This window comes from Georgenia sp. M64 (assembly GCF_038049925.1).
Lineage (GTDB): Bacteria > Actinomycetota > Actinomycetes > Actinomycetales > Actinomycetaceae > Georgenia.
In genome coordinates, this window is sequence record NZ_CP145809.1 from 3,939,190 (window position 1) to 3,961,559 (window position 22,370).

The following is a 22,370-nucleotide window of genomic DNA, read 5'->3' on the forward strand; positions in this document are numbered from 1 at the left end:
CTCGTGCCCCACCATGCTGGTGCCGAGCCGCTGCAAGAGACGGGCGGCACGGCACACATGGGGGGTACGCGCGGTCGCCGCGCGGGAAGGGGACGGGCAGATGCACACCGTCGTCGCACAGAGCCTCCCGGTCCGTCTGCGGATGCGGCTCGGACTGCCGGTGCTCGGCGCCCTCGTCGGCACCGCGCTCGCCCTTACGACCGAGTGGTTCGCCCAGGTCACGCCCCTCTACGACGGGGTCCTCGGCCGCGGCGGCTACGCCGGCGAGCCCACCGGCCTCCTCGTGGGCGCCGGGCTGGGCCTCCTCCTCGGCCTCGTCGCCGCGATCACCCTGCTCGGTGAGTGCCTGCGCGCCACCGTGGGGCCCCGGGCCATCACGCTCACGTGGGCCGACGCGCGGGTGAGCGTGCCCAGACGGCTCATCACCGGCATCGTGGCCGACGGCGACCTCGTGCTCCTCGGGCCCGGCGGGGTCGAGCTGGCCCGGGTCCGGTGCCGCCTCGACCGGGACCGCCTCCGGGCGGCTCTCGCCCAGCACGGGTACCCGGCGCCGCTGGCGGCCGACCCCCACGCCACCTCGTTCTCCGCATGGGTGAGCACCGACCCGGTCCTGGACTCCCCGGTGCACCGGCTGCTGTGGGCGCGCTCGCGGGCGCTCGGCGCGGGCTCCCTCGGCGACGCCGAGCTGCTCCGCCGCCAGCTCGCCGCCCGCGGGGTGATGGTCCGTGACGTCCGGCGCCCCCACCGGCGCGGCCTGCACCAGCAGTGGCGGCCCGTCACCGCGCTGCTCCCGGCGACCGCGACCGCCCGGGCCGCCTGACCGCACCGGCCCGCCGCCTCACCGAGCACCGCCCTCACGACCGGGCCCGCTTCCCACGACACGAAGCTCCCAGGAGGGTGCACCCCGGGCAAATCATCAGTAAAGTCTGCGCCGAACGGCCGGCGCACCGCTTTACCTCGCCTTGCAGAGCGCGCGCCGGGCCCGCGGCCACGGACCTGGAGGAACCTTGGTGGACCTGCTGGAGTCCTACCGCGCCAACGGTCCGGGCCACGACGAGATGCTCCAGGCCACCGGCAGCGCCCGCGCCGCCTGGACCGAGCTGGCGGTCCACGCCCACCTGGGCCAGGCGGAGGAGCTGCTCGCCCGGCAGGCCGACGTCGTCGCCCTGCTCCAGGACCAGGGCGTGCCGTACGGCGAGTCCGGCGACGGGTGGCAGCTCGACCCCCTGCCGGTCCTCGTCGAGGAGGCGGAGTGGCATCGCCTCGAGGGGGCGCTGCGCCAGCGCAGCGAGCTCCTCGACCAGGTGCTCGCCGACCTCTACGGCGATCGCCGCCTCCTCACCTCGGGCCTGCTGCCGCCCGAGATCGTCCTCGGGCACCCCGGGTTCCTGCGCGGCGCGGACCACGTGGGCAACCCGGGGCGTCGGCAGCTGCTCCACGCCTCGGCGGACCTCGTGCGCAACGCCGACGGCGCCTGGACCGTCCTCGCGGACACCACCGACGTGCCGGCGGGGCTGGGGTACGCGATGGCCGACCGGCGCGTCGTCTCCGAGATCCTCGCCGGCCTCTACCGCCAGTCACGCACCCGCCGTGTGGGGCCCTTCTTCCAGGCCCTGGCCCTGGCGCTCCGCGAGGCCGCACCGAGCGCCGCCGGCGACGCCCCGCACGCCGCCGTCCTGGCCCCTGGTCCGAGCGACCCGTCGGCGTTCGACCACGCCTACCTCTCGGCGATGCTGGGGCTGCCGCTCGTGCAGGGCAGCGACCTCGTCGTCGCCGACGGCCACGTGTGGAGCCGCTCCCTGGGCGGGCGGGAGCGGGTCGACGTCCTCCTGCGCGGGGTGCCGGCCGCGAGCACCGACCCCCTCGAGCTCGACCGCACCTCGCGCGTGGGAACCCCGGGCCTGCTGCACGCCGCCCGGACCGGGGCGGTGACGATCGTCAACACCCTCGGCGCGGGAGTGCTGGAGAACCCGGCCCTGCTCACCTACCTCCCGCGGCTGTCCCGGGCCCTGCGCGACGAGGAGCTCGCGCTGCCCTCGGCCCTGACGTACTGGTGCGGGGACCGGGCGATGTGCTCGCACGTCATCGCCAACCTCGGCCGGCTCGTCGTGCGGTCGACGTCCGGCCACGAGCCTCCCGTGCTCGGCTGGCTCCTCTCACTCGGCGAGCGGGCCGACCTCGCCGCGCGCATCTCGGCCCACCCCTCGGCGTGGGTGGGCCAGGAGCCGGTGGAGGCCTCGACCACGCCCACGGTCTCCGAGGGCTCCCTCGTACCCCGGCGCACCTCCCTGCGCACCTTCGCCGTCGCCGCGGGCGAGGGCTACGCGGTCATGAGCGGCGGCGTGGGCCGGGTGGGCCCGGACCCGCAGGCCGCCGCGGGCATCCCGGGCCTGAGCGGGACCGCCAAGGACGTGTGGGTCCTCGCCTCGGAGCCCGAGACCGCGCCGGTGCTGCTGCAGCCGTTGCGCCCGGGGGTGGCGACCATCTCGCCGCGCGCCGCGGCGGACCTGTTCCGGCTCGGTCGCCTCACCGAGCGTGCCGAGTCCACCGTGCGCCTGCTCCTCGCCGTCGCCGACCGCTGGGACGACTACCACGCCCGGCCGGGCGCCCCGGCCGGCTCACCCGGCGAGGCGGCCCTCACGGTGCTCCTGGGCGCCCTGCACGAGACGACGGCGGACGCCCCGCTGCCGATGCTCGTCTCCGACGCGGCGCTGGACGGGTCGGTGGCCTGGTGCGTGGCGCGCATGGGGCGCAGCGCCGCGGCCGTGCGTGACAACCTCACCCCCGACGTGTGGCTGGCGCTGTCCTCCCTCGAGCGCACGCTGCGCCGTGAGCGCACCCGCCGGCGCGACGACGAGTCCGGCCTCGGCACGGTCCTCGGCCGCCTGCTCGAGGGGCTCCTCGCCCTCCACGGCATCTACGCCGAGTCGCTCGTCCGCGACGCCGGCTGGCACCTGCTGGAGGTGGGCCGCCGGCTCGAGCGGGCCCAGCGCCTCGTCGCCACGCTCGAGGCGACCGTCACCGAGCGCCGCGAGACCGCCGTCGCCGAGCTCGTGTCGGAGTCCGTCCTCATCGCGAACGAGTCGATCATCACCTTCCGCCGACGCCACCCCGGCGGCGGCGTCGGCGAGCTGGTCCAGCTCCTCCTCCTGGACCGGTCCAACCCGCGTGCGCTGGCCTACCAGCTCGACTCCCTCGCCGGCCACCTCGCCGCGCTGCCCGCCCTGGTCACCGGCGCCGCCGGGCGCGACCAGCTCCTCCAGGAGGTCCTCGACCTCCTCGACGAGCTCGACCCCGCCCGGGTCGACGGTCACCAGGACGCCGTGGCCCGCCGCGTCCAGCTCGCGCAGACGCTGGAGTCGATGCGCTGGCGCCTCGGCGAGCTCACCACGGAGATCACCCGGGTCCACCTCGCCCAGCCCGTGCCCGTCCGGTGGAGCGAGGAGGGGTGGGAGCGATGAGCGGCGAGCGCGGCCGGTCCGAGCAGGAGCGGCACTACCGGCTGGTGCACCGCACCCTCTACCGCTACCCCGAGACGGTCACGAGCTCGTACGGGCTCGCGACGCTGCTGCCCCGCGACGGGCACGGCCAACGGGTGCACGCGGCCGGCCTCACGGTCACCCCGACGCCGGCCGAGACCGCGGGGCACGTCGACATCCACGGCAACCGCTCCACGTGGTTCCACGTCACGCAGGAGCACACCGTGCTCGAGGTGGAGGCCGTCTCGCTCCTGACGGTCACCCGCCGCCGCCTCGACCCCACCAGCGTCCCGCAGGTGCCCTGGGAGCAGGCGGTCGCCGCGGTGAGCAGCATGCGCTCGACCGGTCACGGCGGTCAGGGCGAGGGACCGTCGTCGGTCCTCACGGTGGTCGAGTCGGCCCTGCCCTCCGAGCTCGTCGAGCCCGGCGAGGAGGCGCTGGAGTACGCCCTGCCCTCCTTCGGCCGCGGCACACCTCTCGTGCGCGCAGTCGCCGACCTCTCCCACCGCATCCGCACGGAGTTCACCTACAGGCCCGGCGCGACCACGGTGCACACCCGGCTGCCGGAGCTGCTCGAGCGCCGCACCGGGGTCTGCCAGGACTTCGCGCACGTCATGATCGCCGGTCTGCGCTCGCTCGGCCTCGCCGCGCGGTACGTCTCGGGCTACATCGAGACGATCCCGGCGCCCGGAAAGGAGAAGCTCCGCGGCGTCGACGCCTCTCACGCCTGGGTCGCCGCCTGGATCCCGGGCGGCGGGTGGGTCCACATCGACCCCACCAACGACCAGTTCATCGACAACCGGTACGTCCTCCTCGGCTGGGGCCGGGACTTCCGCGACGTCTCGCCCCTGCGGGGCATCGTCTACTCCTCCGGCGGGGGCGCCCGCCCGGAGGTCGGGGTGGACCTGTGGCCGCTGACCGCCGGCGAGCTGGCCGAGGAGCGGTCCGCCGGGCTCGCCGTCCCGCGCTGAGCGCCCGTGACCGCACCGCGCTGAGCGGCTGGCTACCCTCGACGTCATGGACCGTCCCCGCAAGCTCGTCGTCGCCGCGGCGATCGTGGACTCCCTCGACCGGCCCACCCGGACGCTGTGCGCGCGGCGCTCCGCCCCGGCCGACCTCGCCGGCCGGTGGGAGCTCCCCGGCGGGAAGGTCGAGCCGGACGAGACGCCGGCCGACGCCCTGCACCGCGAGCTCGCGGAGGAGCTCGGCGTGCGGGTCCGGCTCGGGGACGTCCTCCCGGGCCCCGACGACGGCGACTGGCCGATCCTGCACCACCTCACCATGCGGGTGTGGCTGGCCGAGCTGGTGGCCGGGACCCCCGAGCCGCTCCAGGACCACGCCGAGGTCCGCTGGGTGGGTCACGCGGCGCTCGACGACCTCGACTGGCTGGACCCCGACCGGCCCATCGTCGCCGCCCTGCGTGCGACCACCGCCGCGCACGTCACCCCATGACGTCGACGCACCACTCCTCGGTGCCGGGGAAGCGGCCGCCGCACGAGGCGCCGAACTCCTCGTACTCGGAGTCGATCGGGGACTCCTGGAACAGGTCGTCGCACGCCTGGGCGTCACCGTTCTCGCACGAGTCCCACAGCGCGTCGAAGTAGGGGTCGTCGCCGTAGGCGAACGCGTCGGGCGAGCCGCTCGCCGGTGCGTCGGTGGCAACCGGTCCGGTGGGGCCGGGCGCCGGGTCCGCCGCACGGCCGAGCATGACCGCCACGAGGACCACGACCGCGATCACGGCCACCGCGCCGACGACGATCCACCGCACGACGCCGCGGCCGGCGCGCTCCGGGGTCGCCGTCTCCCACGGCGCCTGGGAGCCGCCGTAGCCCGCACCGTCGTAGCCGGGGCTGCCGGGGTAGGGGCCGCCGGGGTAAGGACCGCCGGGGTAGCTGGCCTCTCCGGCGGCATACGCCCCTCCCGTGTGGGTCCCGGTTGGGTGCCCGTCCCCCGGGTAGGTACCCGGGCCGCGCGGGTAGGTACCTTCCCCGCCCAGGTAGGTCCCGGCGCCGCCCGGGGCACCGGGCGGCGCCCCGTACGGGTCCCGCACGTCGGGAGCGGCGGGGTCACGGTCCCCCGGGTAGGAGCTCCCGGGGGCATAGGGGTTCCGGGGCCCCGCGGGATACCCGCCGGGCGGGGGTGGCGCGACGGGCAGGCGGGTGGTGGGCGAGACCGCGAACGTCTCGGTGAGCCCGGCCCGCCGGCGCAGCGCCGCGTCCACGGCGACGTCGCCGAGCGCCCCCAGGCTCGCCAGCACCTCCGGCGGCGTCGCGGGGTTCGCAGCCACGAGGACGCGCAGGTCGGGGCGCAGCTCGGCCATCCGGGCCAGCTCGGCCGGCTGGGTGCCGGGGTCCGCCGCGTCGTAGGCGGAGAAGTCCTCGGGCCTGGTCATCGTGTCCCCTCACCGTGGTGCTCAGGCTGAGCGTAGGCCAGCGCCGCGCCCCCCCGCGGGGCCTCCCGCCCCCTCGCTCCCCGCCCACGGCCGGGCCGGCCGACACCCGTCGGGCACTTTCACGACGATTCACCGCCGGGCGTCAGCAAGTGGCATCATGGTGCGGTGCCCAAGATCATCGGAAGCTCCCTCGCGGAGCACCGCGAGCGGACCCGCAGCGCCCTGTTCGCCTCCCTCTCGCGGCTCATGCGCGAGCGGGGCTTCGACGCGATCTCCCTCGCGGACATCGCGGGCGACGCCGGGATCGGACGCACCGCGGTGTACAACCACTTCCCCGACAAGGAGTCGATGCTGCTGGCGTTCATCGAGCACGAGACCTCGGTGTACGTCGACGCGCTGACCCAGGCGCTCGCCGAGGTCGACGAACCCGTCGAGCAGCTGCGGGTGTACGTGCGCGAGCAGCTGCGCCTCGAGCGCTCCTACCACCTGGCGCCCGGTCCGGACCTGCGTGAGGTCGTCTCCCACGACGCCGCCCACCGGCTGCGCTCGCACGTCGGTCAGGTCGAGACCGTGCTCCGCGACATCCTGGCGCGGGCGATCGCCGCCGGTGACGTCCCGCGCCAGCACCTCGACGCCGTCGTCCAGCTCGTCCACGCCTGCCTCAGCGGCCGTCGGGTCCCCCGCGAGGAGCCCGCCCGGTCGGACTTCATCGACGCCACCGAGCTCTTCGTCCTGCGTGCCGTCGGCGCGGCGGCTCCGCTGCGGGCCGGGGCCGCCTGAGTCACCAGCTCTGGCCCCCGCCGGACCCGCCGCCCTGCCGCTGCTGCTGCTCCTGCCGGTCCCGCTCGGCGTCCTGGTTGCGCTGCTCGAGCTCGCGCTGCTGCGGGTCCGGCGGTGGCGCCGGGGCCTCCTGGCCGCCGCTCCCGTCGTCGGAGGGGGGCGGTGGTGGTGAGCGCCGTTCCTCCTCGGCCCGGGCGGCCTTGTCCTTGAGCCGCTCCTCGGCGGTGTCGGCCGGGCCCGTGGGCTGCTCGCCGGGCTCCGTCGGCTCCTCGGCCGGGTCGGTGGGTTGCTCGCTCGATCGCGGGTCCGACGGCTCGGTGCCTGGTTCCGTCGGCTCGTCGCTCGGGTCACCCGAGGGCTCGTCGCTCGGGTCACCCGAGGGCTCGTCGCTCGGCGGTCCGGTGGGCTCCTCCGTGGGCTCCTCGGTCGGCTCCTCGGTCGGCTCCTCCGGGGGCTCGGCCGCTGACTCGCCGTCCGAGGTGCAGGGGCCGATGACGTCCATCGCCTCGGTGTAGCGCAGTACCGCCATCGCCGGATCCCCCTGGGCGATCGCCTCGTCGCCCATGGTCTCGAGGGCGAGCGCGAGGTTGGTCCGGACCCGGCACTCCGGTGTCGCGGGGTCCGGGGCACCGTCGTCACCGGTCGTCCCGGCCGGGACCCGGACCAGCGCGCCGCGCAGCTCCTCGGTGGCCGCGAACGCCTCCCCGGCGCGCAGGGTCGCGGTGCCCGTGTTGAACCATGCCTTCCACGGCTCGACCACCACGGCGGTGAGGGGCTTGAGCCGGTCGTACCTCGCCGCGGCGACGGTGTGGTCTCCCGCGTCGTAGGCGGTGCGCGCCAGGGCGCTCGCGAGGCTGACCCCCACCAGCAGGCTGCCGGCGAGCAGGAGCAGGAGGACCAGCGGGGCCGACCAGGCCAGCATCCGCCGTCGCCGCCGGGCGAGGTGTGCCGCCGTGCCACCGCCTCGTGCGGCCGGGGGCACCGGTGCGCCGCCGGGCACGGACGGCCTCACGGGGCCACCGCCGGTCGCAGCCGCCGCCAGCGCGCAGCCAGGGCGTACGCCTCCCACGCGAGGAGCCCGGCCAGGACGAGCGCGACCGGCCACGTGACGTCGCGGTAGGTGCTGATGTCGCGGCGACCGTCGGCGGCGAGCTCCTCGACGTCGACGCCGGCCACCAGGTCGGCGAGGCCGCCCGGGCCCACGCGGTGGGTGTACGGGACGCCGAGGGCCGCGGCGAGGCGGCGCAGGTTGTCCTCGTCGATCCGGGAGACGGCGGGCGGGGAGCCGGGCCGGGTCTGGTCGAGGATGAACGGCGCGTCGGTGCCGGCGCCCGTTGTCGCGGTGCCGTCGTAGGAGCGCATCCGCCCGCCCTGCGCGGTGCCGTACCCCAGCACGGCCCCGGCGTCGACCAGCGGCGCCAGCGCCTCGTAGCCGGCCGCGGCGGTGGGTGGCGCGCCGTCGGTGTTCTCGCCGTCGGTGAGGAGGAAGACGAGCCGGACGTTGGCCGGGTTGCGCTCGGCGGCCCCCTCCAGCGCCTCGGTGAGCGCGGGCAGGGGGCGGTCGAGCGAGGAGCCCGCGGAGTAGGCGGTGATCTCCTGGCGGAGGGTCTGGGTCCACGTCCGCACCGCCCGCGCGTCGGTGGTCAGCGGGAGCTGGCGGGCGGCCTGGGAGTCGAACCCGATGATCGAGTAGCGCGCCGCGGGGAGCGCCTCGACCAGCGCGGCGACGTCCTCCCGCACGCCGTCCAGCCGCGGCCGGGCGCCGTCGTGGTCCTCCGCGGCCATCGAGCCGGTCCGGTCGACGACGAAGAAGACCTCCGCGTTGGTCTCGACGGTGCGGGTCTCGGCCGGCACCGCCGGGGCGAGGCCGATGACGACGGTCGCGAGCACGATGGCGCCGCGGCGCGGCCACGCACCGGGGTCGCCACCGCGGCGCGCCCCGAGCCAGCCGGCCAGGACGACGCCGACGAGCGGGGTGAGGACGAGGACGAGGGCCCACACCGGCCACACCAGACGCAGGATCATGCGCGCACCCGCCACAGCACGCCGAGGAGGACGAGCAGACCGGCCACGAGCCAGCCGTACCACCGGTCGGGCCGGTCGGTGACGACCACCTCGGGGTCGGCGTCGAGGTCGACCGCCTGCTGGGCGGTGATGTCGGCGATGATGCCGTCCACCGCGGAGGGGTCGTCCGCCTCGAAGAACAGCCCGCCGCCCCCGGTCGTGACCGCATCGAGCTCGTCCCGGGCCACGTCCGAGCCGGCGTCGTCGAGCGAGGCGTAGAGGGCGTGGACGGTGACGTCGCGCTCGGACGCGAGGTCGTGGGCCTCGAGGAGGGAGTAGATCGGTGTGCCCAGGACAAGGTTGTCGGTGGCCAGGATGATCGAGCGGGAGCGGTCGGTCTCGGCCTCGTCGAAGGCCAGCGCGCAGGAGGCCAGCCCGTCGCCGACGAGCGAGGACGACTCGTTGTCCAGCGACACCGTCCCGGTGAGGAAGCCCTCGAGCCGCGCGAGGGCCTCCGGGTCGTACACCCACGAGTCGAGGTCGAAGTCCAGGGCGGTCGCTGCCGCGTCGAGCTCCTCCTCGACCAGGGCGTAGTCGTCGGTGAGGGGGAAGACCGTGCGGGAGGTGTTGTTCCAGACGCTCAGCGCGATCCGCTCCCCCTCGAAGGAGTCGACCAGCCGGCCGAAGGTCCGCACGATCTCGCTGTCGAGCTCGATCATCGAGCCCGAGACGTCCAGGCAGAGCACGATGTCGCGGGTGGCGAGGATCTCCGACCGCACGTCCCGGTCCACGGGCCGGGCGCTGAGGGCCGCCGTGGCGACGGCGGCCAGGACCAGCCCGGCGGCCGCGACGGCGAGGCCGCCGCGCAGCACGCGCAGCCGCCGGGCGTAGCCGGGCAGGGCGCGCAGGTAGGCCGAGTTCGCCACCCAGGTCACGGCCCGGCCCGCCCCGCGCGCGGGGCGGCGGCCGAGCCACCCGGCGACGGCCGCGGCCGCGACGGCGGCGAGGACGAGCGGGACCAGCCACGGGCTCACCACCGGCGGATCACCTCCCGGGCGCGGGCGGCGGAGGTGGCGGCCTCGGCGTCCGAGCGGCGGGCGAAGCTGGGCTCCTCCCAGGTGGCCAGGAGGGAGCCGACCCGGCGGGTGGGGTCGTACCCGGAGACCTCCCGGCGGGTCCAGGCCCGCACGTCGGTGCCGATACGCTCGGACGCGAACGCCCGCATGGTGCGGGCGAGCTCGAGGTGGAGCACCCGCAGGTCGTGCTCACCGGCGCGGTAGCGGGCGTACTCGGCCTCGACGGCCTCCTCGTACCGGCGCCGCAGCCCGGCCGGCATCTCGGGCGCCGGCGCGGGCCGCGGCCGGGTCAGCCGGTGGACGAGCCAGTACCAGAGCGCGACGGCGAGGAGGAGGACCACCCCGACCACCGGCACCCACCAGTGGTAGGCCTCGGGCGGGAGGACGTCACCGGCGGGCACGGCGCTGCCTCCCGAGGAGCTCGACGAGCCGGTCCACGACCTCGCCGGTGCCGTTGACGCTCACGTGCTCGATGCCCCGGCGGCGCAGCACCGCGGCGACGGCGGCCCGGCGCCGGGCGGCGGTCGCCACCGCCTCCTCGTGCAGACGCGGGTCCACGCGCAGGAACGCCGGCAGGGGCTCCCCGCCGTCGACGTCGAGCACGGCGCCCGCGCCCGGGGCCGTGGCGGGCAGGTCGGCCACGGCGACGACGATGACCTCGTGCCGGGTGCGCAGCCGGCGCAGCGCCTCCTCGTGGGCGGGCTCCGGGCGCGCCTCGTCGGTGATGACGACGACGAGCGAGCGGCGGGTGAACCACGTCAGCACCCGGTCGAGCACCCGGCCGAGGTCCGACGCGGGGGCCGCCAGGGTGAGGTCGCGCTCGAGCAGGCGCAGGAGCATCTCCAGGTGGGCGGTGCCGTGCCGGCCGGGGACCTGGGTGAGCCGCCCGGCGTCGCCGGCGACGAGGGCGACGGAGTCCCCGCGGGTGCGCGCGAGGTAGGCCACGACGTCGGCGACGAGGAGGGCCACGGCGGCCTTGGGCTCGCCCGAGGGGGCGGCGGCCGCCATGTTCCGGCCGGTGTCGACCGCGAGGACCATCGCGAGGTTGGACTCGCGGACGAACCGCCGGATGATCGGGATCCCCGCCCGGGCGGAGGACTTCCAGTCGATGTCGGTGACGTCGTCCCCGGGGCGGTACTCGACCTGGTCGTCGAAGTCCTGGCCGTGGCCGGAGAAGACCGAGCGGTGACGGCCGTCGAGGAGCCCGGTCGCCCGGCGCACCGTCGGCAGGTCGATGCGGGCCCGGACCATCGCCAGACGCGAGGCGGTCGACACGGCCGTCAGGGGGTGGGCACCGTGGCGAAGACGGCGTCGACGAGGGACTCGGGGGCGACGTCGTCGGCGAGGGCGTCGTAGGTGCGCACGAGGCGGTGGCGCAGGACGGCGTGCCGCAGCCGCTTGACGTCGTCCGGGACGACGTAGGTGCGTCCCTCCTGGACCGCCACGGCCTGGGCGACCCGCATGAGCGCGATGGCCCCGCGCGGGGAGGCACCGACCCGGACGTGGTCGCTCCAGCCCGGCAGGGGCCGCGGCCCGCCGCCGCGGGTGGTGTTGACGAGGGCGACGACGTACTGCTTGATCGAGGTGTCCACGTACACCCGGTCGGTGAGGTCCTGGAGGAAGGCGACGTCCTCCAGAGCGATCGGCTCCCGGGCGGCGGCCGGGCTGCGGCCGCCGACGACCATGTCGAGGATCTCCACCTCCTCGCCCGGCTCGGGGTAGGTGAGCACCTCCTTCATGAGGAAGCGGTCCATCTGCGCCTCGGGCAGGACGTACGTGCCCTCCTCCTCGATGGGGTTCTGGGTGGCGAGGACCATGAAGGGGCGCGGGACGGGGTAGATCTCCCCGCCGATCGACGTCTGGCGCTCCTGCATCGCCTCGAGCATCGCCGACTGGGTCTTGGCCGAGGAGCGGTTGATCTCGTCCAGGAGGACGAAGTTGGCGTGGACGGGGCCCAGCTGGGTGGTGAACTCCCCGGTGGCGTAGTTGTAGATCTGGGTGCCCACGATGTCGTTGGGCATGAGGTCCGGGGTGCACTGGATCCGGTGGAAGCGGGCCGAGACGGCACCGGCGAGGGTCTGCGCCGCGGTGGTCTTGGCCAGGCCCGGCACCGACTCCAGGAGGACGTGCCCCCCGGCGAGGAGGGTCGAGACGAGCGCGGTGCGCAGCCCCTCCTGCCCCACCACGTGCCGGCGGAAGATCGCCGTCACCCGGTCGAGGAGCTCGGCCGCCCGCTCGGTCTCGACCCCGGTGATCGTCCCGCCCTGGAGCTGGGTGCGGTGCTGCTGCGCGGGCTGGGCGCGCCAGGAGGGCGGGCCGGGCGCGGGATCGGTCATGGCACTCCCCTTCTCGCTGTGTGGCGAGACTACGTCAGGACGCCCCCACCACGCCGGGCCGCCGGGACGACCTACCCTGGAGCCGTGGTCCCTGCCGTCCCCGTCCCGCGCACCTGGTGGTACGTCGCGGGCGCCCTCCCGGCCGCCCTGCTCGCCCTGGTCGCCGGTCTCGCGACCACCGGGGCGGCGGCCCCGCAGGCCCTCTTCGACCCCGGCGCCCTGGTGCGGTGGGGTCTGCCGGTCGTCACGGTCGTCAGCCACGCGGCGGCCGCCCTCACCGTGGGGGCCTTCGCCCTGGCCGCCGTCGTCCTGCCGGCCGGCCCCGCCCGGTCCCGCGCGGTGCGGACCGGGGCCGTGGCGGCCGTGGTGTGGGCGCCGGCGCAGCTCCTGCACCTGCTGCTCACGCACGCCTCGGTCATCGGCACCGGCCTGGGCGGCCCGGGCTACGGCGAGCAGCTCGTGCAGTTCGTCACCCAGATCGAGCTCGGCACGATCCTGGCGTGGTCGACGGCCCTCACCGCGCTCGTCGCGCTCGTGGCCGTGGCGGTCACCGGGCCCACCGGTGCGGCGTGGGCGGGCGTGCTGGCCCTCGTGGCCATGGTGCCCCTGGCCCTGACCGGGCACGCGGCCGGCGCCGCGAACCACAACCTGGCGGTCTCGTCGTGGTGGATGCACCTGGCCGGGGTGACCCTCTGGGCCGGCGGGCTGGCCGTGCTGTGCCTCGTGGCCCCCCGGGCCGGCCGGGACCTGCCGGCCTCGGTCGAGCGCTACTCGGCCCTGGCCCTGTGGGCGTACGTCCTGGTCGCCGGCTCCGGCCTGGCGGGCTCCGTCCTGCGCCTGTCCACCCCGGCCGAGCTCGTCACCCACCCCTACGGCCGGCTGCTCCTGGCCAAGGTGGTGCTCACCGTGGCGCTCGGGCTGGCCGGCTGGGCGCACCGGCGCGCCACCATCCCGGCGCTGCGCGCGGCCGCGGCGGCGGGCAGCACCCGGCCCGGCGGCGCCTTCTGGCGCCTGGCCGGCGTCGAGGTGGTCGTCATGGCGGCGGTGGTGGGGGTCGCGGTCGCCCTGGGGTCCTCCGCCCCACCGGTCCCCCAGGACGCGCCGCCGGACGCGACCCCGGTCTACCTCCTCACCGGCTACCCCGAGCCGCCCTTCCCCACCGCCCTGACCTACCTCACCCAGTGGCGTCCCGAGCCGCTGACGGCGACCCTCGCCGTCGTCGCGGTCGGGGTCTACCTGGCGTGGGTCCGGCGGCTGCGCCGGCGGGGGGACGCCTGGTCGCTGTGGCGGGCCGCCTCCTGGGTGAGCGGGTTCGTGCTCTTCGCGTGGGTGACCAACGGCGGTCCCGCCGTCTACGGCTCGGTCCTGTTCAGCGCCCACATGGTCCAGCACATGCTCCTGGCGATGGTCGTGCCGATCTTCCTCGTCGTCGGCGCCCCGGTGACGCTGGCGGTCCGCGCCCTGCCGCACCGGCGCGACGGCTCGCGCGGGCCGCGGGAGTGGCTCCTCGCGGTGGTGCACTCGGGGTGGGCCCGCTTCTTCGCCCACCCGGTGGTCGCGGCCGTGAACTTCGCCGGGTCGCTCGTCGTCTTCTACTACACGGGTCTCTTCGAGCTGGCGCTGACCACCCACGTGGGCCACCTGGCGATGGTCGCCCACTTCACCCTCGCCGGGTACCTCTTCGCGAACGCCCTCATCGGCGTCGACCCGGGCCCGACCCGGCCCGGGTACCCCCTGCGCCTGCTGCTGCTGTTCGGCACCATGGCCTTCCACGCGTTCTTCGGGATCTCCCTCATCTCCCTCACCTCGCTGCTGGCAGCGGACCACTTCGGCCGCCTGGGGCTGTCCTGGTGGGTCGACGCCCTGGCCGACCAGGAGAAGGGCGGGGCCATCACCTGGGGCATCGGCGAGATCCCCACCCTCGCCCTCGCCGTCGCCGTGGCCCTGAGCTGGGCGCGCGACGACGAGCGGGTCGCGCGGCGCACGGACCGGCGCGCCGACCGCGACGACGACGCCGAGCTGCGCGCGTACAACGAGATGCTCGCGTCCCGCGCCGGCCGCCGGGACGAGACCGGGCGGTGACCCGGGCCCTCGCCGGGACCCGCTAGTCCCACTCCCACGTGAAGCCGACGACCGAGTGCTCCAGGAGCGGGACGTAGCGGTGCACGTCGTGGTCCGGGGTGAGGGTGACCTCCTCCAGGGTCGACGGCGCCTGCGCCTGGACGGACTCCCAGTGCCCCCACCAGACGCGCGCGGGCAGGGCGTCTGGGTGGAACTGGAGGTTCATCTCGAGGTTCCGCAGGCGGGTGAGCACCCCGCGACGGAACTCCGGCGGCGGGGCGGAGGTGTAGCTGAGGATGGTGCGGTACTCGATCGACGCCGTCTCCCCCGGTGCGAGGGGCCGGCTCAGGTGCACCTGGACGCCGTAGATCCCGGGGAACGGCGAGCGCCGCACCGGGCCCGCCGTGCCGCCGCGGACCACCTCGACGACCGCGGCGTTCGTGTCGAACTGGTAGAGGTAGCGGTCCATCGGCTCCAGCGCGCGGATGACCTGGAGGGTGCGGTGCTCGACCGGCATCCGGTCGCTCCCCATCCGGTGGAACTCGTGGACGGCGAGCGCCTCGTGCGCCGTCGGCGGCGGGAGCACCGGCTCACCGGTGTCGAGGGTGGCACGCAGCACCGCGAGGTCGTCGGAGCCGGCGTGCATGAACAGCGCCCAGAGCTGGTTCGCGTCCGCCCGGCTCATGTCGAACGCCTCGATGAACAGGCGCAGGGTCGCCGGCGCGATGAGGCTGCCGTTGAGCGCCCGGCCGACCCGGTCCTTGAGCCGGCGCGGGAGGTCGGTCTCGGTCTCCGGCGCCTCGCCGGTCTCCCAGAGGTACTGGGCGAGGACCTGGGCGACCGCCCCCTGGTGGATGTCCTGCCGGCTGTCCCGGCGCACGTACACCTGCCACTGGGCCCGGTAGGCGGGGCTGGTGGCCAGCAGGGAGCGCAGGTGCAGGCAGGCGAGGGCGGAGTGGTCGCTCTCCCGCTCCGCCTGCATGGAGCCATCCTGGCGCAGCCGACCCCGGTTCGTGGGACCTTCCACACACTCGTGCGACACATGCGCGACACAACGGCGGTGTGATGACCTCCAACCACCGCGCCGCTGCACCCGGGAGGCACCCATGAGCGTCACCACCCCGCCGCGCGCCCGCACGGTGGTCCCGCCCCCCACCACGACGACGGTGACCGTCGCCGCCGTCGAGGACCACCCCGTCGTGGTGCTCGGCCTGCAGCAGATGCTCGGCGACGCGCCCGGCCTGCGGATGCTCGGGGGCTTCCCGACCGTGGAGGCGCTGCTGGCCGCCCCGGAGCGGGCGGACGTGGTCCTGCTCGACCTCATGCTCGCCGACCGCAGCGCCCCGGCCGAGAACGTCTCCAGGCTGCGGGCCGCCGGCGCACGCGTGGTCGCCTACACCGCGGGTGAGAGCCGCTACCTCCTGCGCCTGGCGGCCGAGGCCGGCGTCCACGGCGTCGTCCTCAAGAGCGCCGGGCGCGACGTGCTCCTCGACGCCGTGGCGGCCGCCGCCCGCGGTGACGTGGTGGTCGCTCCGCCGCGGCGCCGGACCGGGCCCTCCGGCGAGTACGTCGCGATCCTCTCCCGCCGCGAGCGCGAGACCCTCGCGCTGTACGCCTCCGGGGAGAAGTCCGAGACGGTGGCCGAGCGCCTGGGCATCTCCCAGGAGACCGTGAACGACTACGTCGGCCGGATCCGTGCGAAGTACCGGCGGGCCGGCCGGGCCGCCGACACCAAGATCGACCTGTACAAGCGTGCCGTGGAGGACGGGATCCTGCCCGCCCCTGGCTTCGACGCGGGGTGACCGGGCCGGGGGACCGACGGGCCGTCCGCGAGACGGTCCGCCTGCTCGCCGTGCTGGTGGGCGCCGGCGGTCTGGCGTTCTCGCTCACCAGCGTGCCCCTGCTCCGCGGGCAGACGACCACCACCCCGTCGTGGTGGACCGTCTCGACCATCACGGCGCTGCTCGGCATGCTCGTCCTCCTCGTCCTCGCCGGGGCCTTGCCGCGGGTCAGCACCGCGACCCTGCGCCGCCTGGCCGGGACCTTCGCCGTCCTGTTCCTCCTCGTGCTCGCCTCCTACCCGCTCGTGCTCATCGAGCCGGTCCCGGACGGCCAGGCGCCCTGGATGCGCGGGTTCGTCGGAGCCGCCGCGGCGGCCGGCGCGACGGCGTGGCGAGCGTCGGCCGCGCTGGCGAACATCGTCGCCGGGACGCTCCTGTGGGGGCTGTCCCGGTGGTGGGCGCTCGGCGCCGAGCGTCCGCTGCTGGCCGTGCAGGACGCGGCGGTCTCGCTCGCCTTCGGCGTGACCCTGGCCGTGATCATCTGGGTGCTGCTGCGCAGCGCCCGCGCCGTCGACGACGTCGCCGCCGGCTCCGCGGCGAACGCGGTCCGTGAGGCGCAGGTGGCCTCGCGTGAGGCCGAGCGGGCGTGGGTGGCCGCGTTCGCGCACGACGGCGTCCTGGCCACGATCCGGTCGGCCTCCCAGGGCGGGCCCGAGGCGGCGCCGGCCGTCCGGCGCGAGGCCCGGCAGGCCCTGGACGACCTCGACGAGCTGCGCCAGCCGGCGGCGGACGACGGCGAGCTCCCCGCCGCCCTTCTCGTCGAACGGCTGCGGCTGCGCGCCGAGCTGGCCGGTGAGGGCACGAGCGTCGAGGCCACGGTCACGCGGGAGGGGGCGATCCCGGAACCGGTGGCCGTGAAGGTCGTCGCCGCCGCCGCCGAGGCGCTGCGCAACAGCGCGCGGCACGCGCCGGGCGCGACACGCCGCGTCGTCGTCCGGGCCGGCGCATCGGGGCTCGAGGTCCGGGTCGCCGACGACGGGCCGGGATTCGACCCCGCCGACGTGCCCGCCGACCGGCTGGGCCTGACCAGGAGCATCCTGGAGCGCATGAACACCCTTCCAGGCGGTCACGCCCGGGTCGAGTCCGCCCCCGGGCACGGCACCGTCGTCACCCTCGGGTGGCGGGGGTGAGCCGGGCCCGGCGCGGAGACGTCCGCGCGCTCGCCTCCGCGGCCTCGGCGGCACTCCTCGCCGAGATCCGCGGACCGCTCGGCTGGGCGGTGATCGCGACGTTCACCGCCGTCAACGTCTTCCTCGCGGTGAGCACCCGTCACGACGTGCGGGTCTTCTGGCCCACCGCACTGGCCCTCGTGCTCTTCGTCGCCGCCATGCCGCCCGCGGTGCGCAACCCCGGACCCCGGCAGAGGACGACGACCACGTGGCTCGTGGCGGCCACGCCCGCCCTGCTCGCGCTGCTCGTGTCCTGGCAGCTGCCGATCGACCGGTCGCCCGGGTACGCCTCGTGGCACATCGGCGCCGGCTCCTTCCTCCTGTTCTTCCTCGCCGTCGGGTACCGATGGGTGGCCGCATGGACCGGCTTCGCGGCCATGGTCACGGTCACGGCGGCCTGGGCCCTGTCCACCGGGCAGGGCTGGGGGACGGTCCTGTCCCTGTCCGGCACCCACGCGGTGCTCATCGCCCTCGGGACGACCGTGGGACTGGCGGTGCGACGCAACGACCGGACCATCCGGAGCCTCATCGCCCAGGACGAGGCCCGCGCCGTCGAGCAGGCAAAGCGGCTGGCCCGGGCCGCCGAGCGCGACCGGCACCAGGCCGAGCTCGACCACGCCACCCGCCCGGTGCTCGAGCGTCTCGCGGCCGGCGACCCCCTCTCCGCCGAGGAGCGGGCGCGGCTCGCGGTGCTCGAGGCCGACCTGCGCGACCGGCTGCGGTCGCCGGTCCTCGCCGCCCCGGTGCTGGCCCGGGCGGTCACGCAGGCCCGCCGGCGCGGGGTGCGCGTCCAGCTGCTCGACGACGGCGCCCTGTCGGGTGCCGGCGCCGACGAGCTCGACGCGGCGCTCGGCCCGGTGGCGCAGATCGTCGCCGGGATCGACGCCGGCGAGGTCGTGGTCCGCATCCTGCCGCGCGGCCGCCCGGACCTCGTCACCGTGGTCGTCGAGGGGCCTCAGGGCTGGCGCCGGACGACCTTCGCCGCCGACGGCTCGCGCCGGGAGACCGGCGAGGACGGCGACGGCCTGGTCACGGCTCGGACAGCACCACGTCGGAGCCGGTGAGGGTCAGCCGCACGCCGCCGTCCTGCGGGGCCACCGAGGCGAGCCGCAGGCCGAGAGGCAGGTCCGGGACCGCCAGGTCGACCGTGAGCTGGTCCTCGCCCAGCAGGGGCGCGAGCTCGGCGGCGCCGACCTCGACGCCGCCGAGCGTCACGGTGCGCACCTCCAGCCGGAGCGACTCACCGACCACGACCGGGTCGACGGTCAGGGCCACCTCGAGACCGAGGACCTCCGTGGCCGCCTCGAGGCCGTCGGCGCGGGCGACCAGCGTGAGGTCGAGCTCGCTCTGGTCGTCCACCAGCCGCTGGAGCGCAGCCTCGTCGAGGGTGCCCCGGACCTCGAGCTCACCCACCCGGGCCGGCTCCTCCAGCGTCACCCGGAGCGCCTGGGCCTCGACGTCGCGCAGCTCGACCCCCTCGCTCCCGGCGGCGGGCGCGGTGGCGTCCACCCGGCGGAGCTCCCCGGCGAGGAGCTGGGTGAGGAACGGGAACCCGGCGATGGTGACCTCGGGCCGGCCCGAGACGTCCAGGTAGGCGTCCAGCTGGTCGACGACCCGCGCCTCCGCGCGGGAGAGCATCACCCGGTCCGCGACGAGCGCTGCCGCGAGGACGACGAGGACCGTCAGGACGAGGGCGGTGAGGAGCCGGCGCACCTGCCCCACGGTACGGGTGCGGGCACCCGGCGGCCCGCGACGCCGTGTGGCCGGGGGACCTGGTGCCGCCCGCGTGGCCGGGGGCACCCGGTGCCGCCCGCGCGGCGCGTTCGAGGGGCAGGGACGGCCGACGGGGTGGACAATGCCCCCCGGGGGGAGAGGTGAGGAACTGACCGATGCGTGTCGGGATGATCGACGACCACGAGTCCGTGTCCGTCGGGGTTCGCAGCGCCCTCGCGCACGAGCCCGGTTGTGACGTCGTAGGCACCGCGCGGACGGTGACCGAGTGGGAGGAGCGGGACCTGGACGCCGACGTCGTCGTCCTGGACCTCAGCCTCGCGGACCGCTCGGAGCCCGCGGAGAACGTCCGTACCCTGCGGGCCCGCGGCAGCCAGGTGCTCGTCTACACCGCCGGCGACGACGCCCACGCGATCCGCCAGGCGGCCCGCGCCGGCGTGGTCGGGGTGGTCCTCAAGACCGCGCCGCTGCGCGAGCTGGTGGCCGCGGTCCTCGCGGCGGGGAGCGGCCAGCCGGTCCCGACGGTGAGCTGGGCCGCCGCCCTGGACGCCGACCCGGGCCTGGACTCGGCGGGCCTCTCGCCGCGCGAGGCCGAGGTCCTCGCGCTGTACGCGGCGGGCGAGAAGACGGTCCGGGTGGCCCGCGAGCTGGGCATCAGCGAGCACACGGTCATCGAGCACCTCCGCTCGATCCGGGCCAAGTACGAGCGGGCCGGCCGCAGCGCCCCGACCAAGGTCGACCTGTACCAGCGGGCCGTCGAGGACGGCTTCCTGCCCGCCCCGCGCCGCCGGCAGTAGCGCCACCGTGCGGGCTGCCGGGACGCGACCTCGCGGACGGGCTGTGTAGGGTCGGGGCGCGGACCCAGGGAGGAGCACCGACGTGGTTGACGACGACGCGCTGGCCAGGCAGGCGGCCGACCCCGGCACCCCGCTGGCCACGCTCCAGGACCTCGCCGCGCACCACCCCCGCCTCCGGCCCACGATCGCCGCCAACCCCTCGACCTACCCCGACCTGCTCGAGTGGCTCGGACGCCTCGGCGACCCCGACGTCGACGAAGCCCTGGCCGCGCGGGGCGGACCGGCGACCGCCGAGTACCCCGCCGTCCCCGCGGCCGCGCCGGCCACGGTGGAGCAGCCCGCGATGGACGAGCTCGCGCAGGAAGAGCAGCCGGCGCAGGACGGGCCGCCGGCGCAGGAGGAGCCGTACACCGAGGTCCTGCCGGCACCGCGCGCTCCCACGGCGCCCCCGCCGGTCATCCCCCCGGCGACGGTGGCCCCGCGACCTGGGTCCCCCCGGCGCACCTCCGTCATGGGTCGCACGCCCGGGCCCGGTCATCCGCCCGCCGCTGCCCCCACCCGCGCAGCCCCGGCCGCGGGCACGAGCACCACCACGTCGGTCTCCACCCCCGCCGGCGCCGCCGCTCTCGGGGCCGACCGGGGGCCGGCCCGCGAGGCCCGGGGGCGGCCCGCGTGGGCCCTGGTGGCCCTCGCCGTCGTGCTCGCCCTCGCCCTGGTCTGGGCGCTGACGCAGCGGTCGCCGGACCCCGGGCCGACGTCCGCACCCACGGCCGGTGCCCCGTCGGGGCCCACCGCCCCGGACACGGCCGCCCCGGACACCGCCGAGCCCACCACGGCCGCCCCGGACGACGGCGCCCAGGAGCTCCAGGCGGCCCGCGAGGCCCTCACCTCGCTGCCCGCGGCCTCCGCCTGCACGGACCCCGGGGCGGACGCCGGCGTGTTCGACGCGTTCGCCGCCGCGGCGGCCCCCGACGGCGCATGGACCGACCCGGCGGACGGGGACGCCGTCCTGGCGGCGCTCACCGGGCTGCAGGACGCCTGCGGAGCGCCCCACGCCGTGGCGGTCAGCGACGCCCTGGCCGACGGCTCGCCGGCGATCGTCGCGACCCTCGCGGCCGCCCCCGACTGGGTCACCGTGGCGCGCCCGGCCCCGCCGGGCGCGCAGCAGCGCGCGAGCTTCGTCAGCCCGTCGGGGAACATCGCCTGCAGCCTCGGCGAGGGCTCGGCGACCTGCACGATCAACGACCGGACGTTCGCCGACCCGGCGACGTGCGGTCCGGGACCGGTCACCCTCGTGGTCGGGCTCGGCGGCGACGCCCGGAGCGACTGCGCGGCCGCCCCGGCGGCCGGCAACGGCACCCTGGAGTACGGCCAGTCGGCCACCTCCGGACGGTTCGCCTGCACGAGCGAGGAGAGCGGCGTGACGTGCTGGTCGACGCTGTCCGGCCGGGGGTTCACCGTGGCCCGTGCGGCCATCCAGACCTTCTGACGCTCAGCTCCCGGCGGCCCACTCGCGGATCCCCGCGGCGACGGCCTCGGCGTACCGGCGGCGCCCCTCCTCCGACTCGATGAGCGCGGCCTCCCCGGGGTTGCGCATCTCGGCGAGCTCGAGGAGCACGGCCGGGCGCTCGGCCCAGTTCAGCGTGCCGAGGTCCGCCCGTTCGCTCAGGGCACCGGGGTAGCTCGACGACGGCGCGAAGCCGGCGGCGCCGAGGGCGGCCAGCAGGTCGGCCGCGAGCGCACGGGAGGGCTCCGCCTGGGCGTCGTTGAGCGGGGGCTCGGAGACGATCGCGAAGTAGCCGCGCACTGCCGGGTCCGCGGCGCCGTCGGCGTGGATCGAGACCAGCACGTCGGCGCCGGCCGTCTGGGCCGCCTGCCCGCGCTCGTCGACGCACGGCCCGACGCCGGTGTCGTCCTCGCGGGTGAGGGTGACCGTGGCTCCGTCGGCGACCAGGATCTCGCGCGCACGCTGGGCGACGTCGAAGGTGAAGGCGTGCTCGGGGTAGCCCGACGTGGTGCTGGAGCCCACGGTGTTGCAGGCCTTGCTCCCGCCCCGGCCGTCACCGACGAGGGCGTTGATCTCGGCCGGCGCGGCCGCGTTGCCGCCGTTGTGGCCAGGGTCGAGCACCACGTGGAGGTCGGCCAGGGGGCCGGGCTCCTCGGTGGGGTCGGGCGTGGGCGTCGTGGGCGCGGGCGTGGAGGTCAGCGGCGGTTCGGTCGCCCGGACCACCGGTTCGTCCGGACCGAGCGGGCGCGCGCCGAGGACGAGACCGAGGGCGGCGACCGCCAGGACGGCGAGCGCGCCGAGGGCCACGAGCAGGGAGCGCGCACGAGCCGACACGCGGCCCATCCTCACACCGCGGCGGCCACCCGTGCGCGCGGGAGCGACGGGTCACCGCACGTGCGGGCGCTCAGAGAACGCGCGAACGTGGTGCGGGCGCTCAACGCACCCGCACCACGTGAACCGGTCCGGCCGTGGCCGGCTGACTACTTCGCGCCGGGCGTCGGCCAGCACATCACGCACATCGTGCGCATCGCACCGTCGGACGCCGCCGTGGCGGGCGCCACCGACACGCCGACGAGAGCCGCCGCCAGGAGCACGCTGGCACCGAGCTTCTTGATCATGTTGTCTCCCCTCCCCGAAACTGCATGAGGCCCACGGCCTCCTTCCCTGATCATCGGGCCAGAAGCGGCCGGGAGCCGC

Annotated in this window: 22 protein-coding genes; 11 read left to right on the forward strand and 11 right to left on the reverse strand. The window is 76.2% G+C overall.

The window, feature by feature from the left end; all coding sequences use genetic code 11:
* The first annotated feature begins 100 nt into the window (after positions 1-100).
* The 4 genes from AAEM63_RS17520 (at position 101) to AAEM63_RS17535 (ending at position 4,931) form a co-directional block, all read left to right on the forward strand.
* Positions 101-820: a hypothetical protein gene (locus AAEM63_RS17520; RefSeq protein ID WP_341359493.1), complete on the forward strand. Its 720-nt coding sequence runs from the start codon at positions 101-103 to the stop codon at positions 818-820.
* A 190-nt stretch (positions 821-1,010) separates the two neighbouring features.
* On the forward strand, positions 1,011-3,461 hold the full coding sequence (locus tag AAEM63_RS17525) for a circularly permuted type 2 ATP-grasp protein (RefSeq protein WP_341359494.1): 2,451 nt from the start codon (positions 1,011-1,013) through the stop codon (positions 3,459-3,461).
* Entirely contained in the window at positions 3,458-4,450 is a 993-nt protein-coding gene (locus AAEM63_RS17530; RefSeq protein WP_341359495.1) for a transglutaminase family protein, read from the forward strand. The genes AAEM63_RS17525 and AAEM63_RS17530 overlap by 4 nt, the downstream gene beginning before the upstream one ends.
* A 46-nt stretch (positions 4,451-4,496) precedes the next feature.
* Positions 4,497-4,931: an NUDIX domain-containing protein gene (locus AAEM63_RS17535; protein WP_341359496.1), complete on the forward strand. Its 435-nt coding sequence runs from the start codon at positions 4,497-4,499 to the stop codon at positions 4,929-4,931.
* On the opposite strand, the gene AAEM63_RS17540 is transcribed toward AAEM63_RS17535, so the two are convergent.
* Positions 4,921-5,871, reverse strand: coding sequence for a hypothetical protein (locus AAEM63_RS17540; RefSeq protein ID WP_341359497.1), 951 nt, complete (start codon positions 5,869-5,871; stop codon positions 4,921-4,923). The genes AAEM63_RS17535 and AAEM63_RS17540 overlap by 11 nt on opposite strands.
* Positions 5,872-6,036: 165 nt before the next feature.
* On the opposite strand from AAEM63_RS17540, the gene AAEM63_RS17545 reads away from it, so the two are divergent.
* On the forward strand, positions 6,037-6,651 hold the full coding sequence (locus AAEM63_RS17545; RefSeq protein WP_341359498.1) for a TetR/AcrR family transcriptional regulator: 615 nt from the start codon (positions 6,037-6,039) through the stop codon (positions 6,649-6,651).
* 1 nt (position 6,652) lies between these two features.
* Here AAEM63_RS17545 and AAEM63_RS17550 read toward each other — a convergent pair whose 3' ends face one another.
* The 6 genes from AAEM63_RS17550 to AAEM63_RS17575 all read right to left on the reverse strand — a co-directional run bounded on the left by AAEM63_RS17550 (position 6,653) and on the right by AAEM63_RS17575 (position 12,067).
* Positions 6,653-7,573 (reverse strand): PT domain-containing protein, encoded by a 921-nt coding sequence (locus AAEM63_RS17550; protein WP_341359499.1) that lies wholly within the window; start codon positions 7,571-7,573, stop codon positions 6,653-6,655.
* An 86-nt stretch (positions 7,574-7,659) separates the two neighbouring features.
* A complete protein-coding gene (locus AAEM63_RS17555; protein ID WP_341359500.1) occupies positions 7,660-8,676 on the reverse strand; it encodes a vWA domain-containing protein in 1,017 nt (338 codons plus the stop codon).
* Positions 8,673-9,689, reverse strand: coding sequence for a hypothetical protein (locus AAEM63_RS17560; RefSeq protein ID WP_341359501.1), 1,017 nt, complete (start codon positions 9,687-9,689; stop codon positions 8,673-8,675). The genes AAEM63_RS17555 and AAEM63_RS17560 overlap by 4 nt, the downstream gene beginning before the upstream one ends.
* On the reverse strand, positions 9,686-10,132 hold the full coding sequence (locus AAEM63_RS17565) for a hypothetical protein (protein WP_341359502.1): 447 nt from the start codon (positions 10,130-10,132) through the stop codon (positions 9,686-9,688). Before AAEM63_RS17565 ends, AAEM63_RS17560 begins: the two co-directional genes overlap by 4 nt.
* A complete protein-coding gene (locus tag AAEM63_RS17570) occupies positions 10,119-11,006 on the reverse strand; it encodes a DUF58 domain-containing protein (RefSeq protein ID WP_341359503.1) in 888 nt (295 codons plus the stop codon). The genes AAEM63_RS17565 and AAEM63_RS17570 overlap by 14 nt, the downstream gene beginning before the upstream one ends.
* A gap of 5 nt (positions 11,007-11,011) precedes the next feature.
* Positions 11,012-12,067, reverse strand: a complete 1,056-nt coding sequence (locus tag AAEM63_RS17575) for a MoxR family ATPase (RefSeq protein WP_341359504.1) — start codon at positions 12,065-12,067, stop codon at positions 11,012-11,014.
* An 84-nt stretch (positions 12,068-12,151) separates the two neighbouring features.
* Here AAEM63_RS17575 and AAEM63_RS17580 point away from each other — a divergent pair, with 84 nt between their 5' ends.
* Complete coding sequence (locus AAEM63_RS17580; RefSeq protein ID WP_341359505.1) at positions 12,152-14,149, forward strand: cytochrome c oxidase assembly protein; 1,998 nt, start codon at positions 12,152-12,154, stop codon at positions 14,147-14,149.
* Between the two features lie 22 nt (positions 14,150-14,171).
* Here AAEM63_RS17580 and AAEM63_RS17585 read toward each other — a convergent pair whose 3' ends face one another.
* Entirely contained in the window at positions 14,172-15,110 is a 939-nt protein-coding gene (locus AAEM63_RS17585; protein WP_341359506.1) for a hypothetical protein, read from the reverse strand.
* Positions 15,111-15,234: 124 nt separating this feature from the next.
* On the opposite strand from AAEM63_RS17585, the gene AAEM63_RS17590 reads away from it, so the two are divergent.
* The 3 genes from AAEM63_RS17590 to AAEM63_RS17600 are packed head-to-tail and all read left to right on the forward strand — an operon-like array spanning position 15,235 to position 18,202.
* Complete coding sequence (locus AAEM63_RS17590; protein WP_341359507.1) at positions 15,235-15,930, forward strand: LuxR C-terminal-related transcriptional regulator; 696 nt, start codon at positions 15,235-15,237, stop codon at positions 15,928-15,930.
* Positions 15,927-17,099, forward strand: a complete 1,173-nt coding sequence (locus tag AAEM63_RS17595; RefSeq protein ID WP_341359508.1) for an ATP-binding protein — start codon at positions 15,927-15,929, stop codon at positions 17,097-17,099. Before AAEM63_RS17590 ends, AAEM63_RS17595 begins: the two co-directional genes overlap by 4 nt.
* On the forward strand, positions 17,096-18,202 hold the full coding sequence (locus tag AAEM63_RS17600) for a hypothetical protein (RefSeq protein ID WP_341359509.1): 1,107 nt from the start codon (positions 17,096-17,098) through the stop codon (positions 18,200-18,202). Before AAEM63_RS17595 ends, AAEM63_RS17600 begins: the two co-directional genes overlap by 4 nt.
* On the opposite strand, the gene AAEM63_RS17605 is transcribed toward AAEM63_RS17600, so the two are convergent.
* Complete coding sequence (locus tag AAEM63_RS17605) at positions 18,168-18,851, reverse strand: DUF2993 domain-containing protein (protein ID WP_341359510.1); 684 nt, start codon at positions 18,849-18,851, stop codon at positions 18,168-18,170. The two genes, AAEM63_RS17600 and AAEM63_RS17605, sit on opposite strands and share 35 nt — an antisense overlap.
* Before the next feature lie 176 nt (positions 18,852-19,027).
* Between AAEM63_RS17605 and AAEM63_RS17610 the strand changes: the two genes are divergently transcribed.
* Both AAEM63_RS17610 and AAEM63_RS17615 read left to right on the forward strand, forming a co-directional pair.
* Positions 19,028-19,666 (forward strand): response regulator transcription factor, encoded by a 639-nt coding sequence (locus tag AAEM63_RS17610; RefSeq protein ID WP_341359511.1) that lies wholly within the window; start codon positions 19,028-19,030, stop codon positions 19,664-19,666.
* A gap of 82 nt (positions 19,667-19,748) precedes the next feature.
* Positions 19,749-21,155 (forward strand): hypothetical protein, encoded by a 1,407-nt coding sequence (locus tag AAEM63_RS17615; protein ID WP_341359512.1) that lies wholly within the window; start codon positions 19,749-19,751, stop codon positions 21,153-21,155.
* A 3-nt stretch (positions 21,156-21,158) separates the two neighbouring features.
* Here the strand turns inward: AAEM63_RS17615 and AAEM63_RS17620 are convergent, their stop codons facing one another.
* Together AAEM63_RS17620 and AAEM63_RS17625 are read right to left on the reverse strand one after the other, a co-directional pair.
* Positions 21,159-22,007 carry an N-acetylmuramoyl-L-alanine amidase gene (locus AAEM63_RS17620; protein WP_341359513.1) on the reverse strand — a complete coding sequence of 283 codons (849 nt, stop codon included), beginning with the start codon at positions 22,005-22,007 and terminating at the stop codon, positions 21,159-21,161.
* A 146-nt stretch (positions 22,008-22,153) separates the two neighbouring features.
* Entirely contained in the window at positions 22,154-22,291 is a 138-nt protein-coding gene (locus tag AAEM63_RS17625; protein WP_170175219.1) for a hypothetical protein, read from the reverse strand.
* Between the last annotated feature and the right edge of the window lie 79 nt (positions 22,292-22,370).

What these genes read in the sequence shown, in the direction of transcription:
- AAEM63_RS17625 (WP_170175219.1), bottom strand. Translation starts at nt 22,291, where the DNA reads ATGATCAAGAAGCTCGGTGCCAGCGTGCTCCTGGCGGCGGCTCTCGTC.
- AAEM63_RS17610 (WP_341359511.1), top strand. Translation starts at nt 19,028, where the DNA reads ATGCGTGTCGGGATGATCGACGACCACGAGTCCGTGTCCGTCGGGGTT.
- AAEM63_RS17520 (WP_341359493.1), top strand. Translation starts at nt 101, where the DNA reads ATGCACACCGTCGTCGCACAGAGCCTCCCGGTCCGTCTGCGGATGCGG.
- AAEM63_RS17575 (WP_341359504.1), bottom strand. Translation starts at nt 12,067, where the DNA reads ATGACCGATCCCGCGCCCGGCCCGCCCTCCTGGCGCGCCCAGCCCGCG.
- AAEM63_RS17550 (WP_341359499.1), bottom strand. Translation starts at nt 7,573, where the DNA reads ATGCTGGCCTGGTCGGCCCCGCTGGTCCTCCTGCTCCTGCTCGCCGGC.
- AAEM63_RS17535 (WP_341359496.1), top strand. Translation starts at nt 4,497, where the DNA reads ATGGACCGTCCCCGCAAGCTCGTCGTCGCCGCGGCGATCGTGGACTCC.
- AAEM63_RS17590 (WP_341359507.1), top strand. Translation starts at nt 15,235, where the DNA reads ATGAGCGTCACCACCCCGCCGCGCGCCCGCACGGTGGTCCCGCCCCCC.
- AAEM63_RS17530 (WP_341359495.1), top strand. Translation starts at nt 3,458, where the DNA reads ATGAGCGGCGAGCGCGGCCGGTCCGAGCAGGAGCGGCACTACCGGCTG.
- AAEM63_RS17555 (WP_341359500.1), bottom strand. Translation starts at nt 8,676, where the DNA reads ATGATCCTGCGTCTGGTGTGGCCGGTGTGGGCCCTCGTCCTCGTCCTC.
- AAEM63_RS17585 (WP_341359506.1), bottom strand. Translation starts at nt 15,110, where the DNA reads ATGCAGGCGGAGCGGGAGAGCGACCACTCCGCCCTCGCCTGCCTGCAC.
- AAEM63_RS17540 (WP_341359497.1), bottom strand. Translation starts at nt 5,871, where the DNA reads ATGACCAGGCCCGAGGACTTCTCCGCCTACGACGCGGCGGACCCCGGC.